A 2,509-nucleotide genomic window follows, 5' to 3' on the forward strand; every position below is an offset into this window, starting at 1 on the left:
GTGCGTCGTTTCCGGTCCCGGTTGCCCGGACCGCGGGCGGTAGGGGTGCGGTTGCACCTCCATCCCGCCCGTTATCTGCCAGTAAAACCGCGGTTTCTGTCATGCTGTCACCTTCGCTATGCGTTCTCTCAGGGCGGCCGCCTCTACTCGATACTTCGCCGCGGTCGCCGGCTGCCTGTGGTAGTCGTGCACAGTCAACGGTGCGGCTCATATTCTGGTCACCACCCGGAGCACACGCTTCTTCGCCCGCTCGGAGGCCTTGACAACGTCCGGGATGCTGATGGCCACGAGGGGCAGGTATGCGGGGACCTCCCACCACGAGCCGCCGTCGTCCTTCATGCTTAGCCAGGTCTCGACCTGGAAGAGGAGGATCGGTTCTCCTGCAGGGAGGATGTGAGCGACGGCTGCGAGAGCTCGTTTTGTCTCCACCGGCAGTCGGTCCACCTCGTCCTTCAGGATCTTGCAGATCTTCTGCGTGGTCCGCTCCCACTCCTTCGGGCGGCCGTCGCGCGGGAGGGTATCGATCGCAAACGCTGCACCGGTCTTATCCCGGACCACGGAGACTTTCGCCGCGTGGATCCGGAGGGGTCGGCCCTCGAGGATCGCCCGGGCAACCTCCGGCGGGAAGGTCTCGAAAAACTGACGGGAGAGGGTCGGGGTCATGGGCGCACCTCCTCGGTAGTGAGTTTTTCAAAACAGGCTTTACAGAGTCCGGCCGTGCCGCGCTTGACGTTGAAGTCCAGGGGTCGCTCGCGGTATAATACGCCGACCGTGTTACACGCTGCACACCTCTGGTTGAACTGTGGGTGACCAAGTGTACTGTAGTCGTCGGGGTCAGGAGAGTAGGGCACCCTCCCCTTGTCGGGCGAGTCACCGTTATTGCCAGAGTGCATACCTGGTGTTGGTTCACCACACCCGGGTGTGACCGGGGTTTCGGTCCGGGTGGTCCGGCCTTCTGGCAACTTATTAATGCACTCTTGTACTTCCTTTTGTACTTCTTTTTTTGCACTCTTAAAAGAAGAAATACCCGGACCACCTGGACCAAGATACGGTGAATCGGGCTTCCACCGGATACCGGCATACGCTGGCACCCGGCGGTCTCCCGCCCGCAGCTTCACGCCTTTGATCCCCAGCCGGCCGATGTGCATGGAGAACGTCGATTTTGCCTTCGCGCCGATCTTCGTATCGGTGCAGAACCGGACGTACGCACCATACACGTCATCCTTTGGCACGGTCGCGGTAGGGTCCCGGTCGAAGTGTGTCCATAGGAAGCGGGCGGTTTCGTCGGCTGACTCGTTCCACCGTTCGCGCACTTCATCGGCGCTCATCCGTCGGAGTGCGTTTCGGTCTCGCATCACCGCGACCACGACATCGAGCACGAGATTCAAGAACGCCGATAGGTTTTCTTGAGTAATCAACCGGTCTTTGAAACTGTCGTCTCGCGGGAACTGGTTTCCGAAGACTACGTGAATCCATCGGGACCAGAACGCATCATCTGCGCCCTCGTCCACTCGCGGCGGTTTGTTGCAGCAAAAGACATGAGCCGCCGATATCGTCGCGGTATACGAGTTCTCGTGTTTCCGCTCAATCGAGTGCGATAATCCGCCAGTCAGGTTCTTGATGGATTCGGCTGTCTTTACGTTGACCGCTCGTGCCTCGTCGTAGATGTTGATTAATCGGTGCTCCAGGTTCGCGATCGCAAACCTATCTTCTGCGAGTCGATAGAGGTCGACCTGTGCATAACCGCTTGTACCGAAGAACGCATACAGGAAGTCGCAGTATGTCGTTTTGCCGCCGTCGCGGTTTCCTTCGAAGAGAAACGCCTGTTTCTGTGCTCGTCCCCATGATTGAAGGATTGCAACCGCAACGGGCTGGAGGAGATACGGTACTTCGTCGGCATCTACCCAGTCCGATAGCGTCTGCTTGATGAAGGTGTCGTTTGCTGATGGGTCGAATACCACCGGCAACTTGTAACTGAACCGATACTCCGGTGAGTGTGGCAGAAGTTCCATCTGGTACGTTTCCGGGTCGATACGAAGAACGCCGTTCTTCACTGAAAGGTGCCACTCGCACCGATTGAACGGGTACTCGTCTACCAGATTGGTTGCGAGGAGGTATGCAAGAACCTCGCGCCGGACGGTGGAAAACGCGCCCATATACCCGACCGATTCCAGTATCTCTTTAATCCGCGCTGCAATCTGGCCTTTGTCGGCAGAATAAACCCCGTCACGGTAAACATAGACTCTCTCGCCGTACGAGATGGTGTGCATCTCCTCGTGGATGAGCGCCGCGAGCCTGGGGTACAATATGCGGATGCCGCCGGCCTTCGTCGGTTCTGCGATGTCACATAGACCGGCCACCGTGACTGCCTCTTCCCGGGCGGCCGCGTCGGGTGCACCTGCCGTCACCGTCTCCCGCCGGGCGTCGGTCCGGACCGGGGTCGGCTTCGGGCGCTTCGGCTCCACCAGGGCGCGAAGCTCCGTCCACCCGTTCCCGCTGCACCCGTTAT

General features: G+C 59.4%; 2 protein-coding genes. Both read right to left on the bottom strand.

Features of this window, described 5'->3' with window-relative positions:
• Positions 1-207: 207 nt before the first annotated feature.
• Complete coding sequence (locus tag ACE4YL_RS11160) at positions 208-663, bottom strand: hypothetical protein (RefSeq protein WP_461369649.1); 456 nt, start codon at positions 661-663, stop codon at positions 208-210.
• A partial coding sequence (locus ACE4YL_RS11165; RefSeq protein WP_461369650.1) for a DNA primase family protein occupies positions 660-2,509 on the bottom strand: 1,850 nt, incomplete at its 5' end. The genes ACE4YL_RS11160 and ACE4YL_RS11165, both read right to left, overlap by 4 nt.

This window comes from Candidatus Darwinibacter acetoxidans (assembly GCF_041936445.1).
Taxonomy (GTDB): Bacteria; Bacillota; Limnochordia; order Darwinibacteriales; family Darwinibacteriaceae; genus DTU010.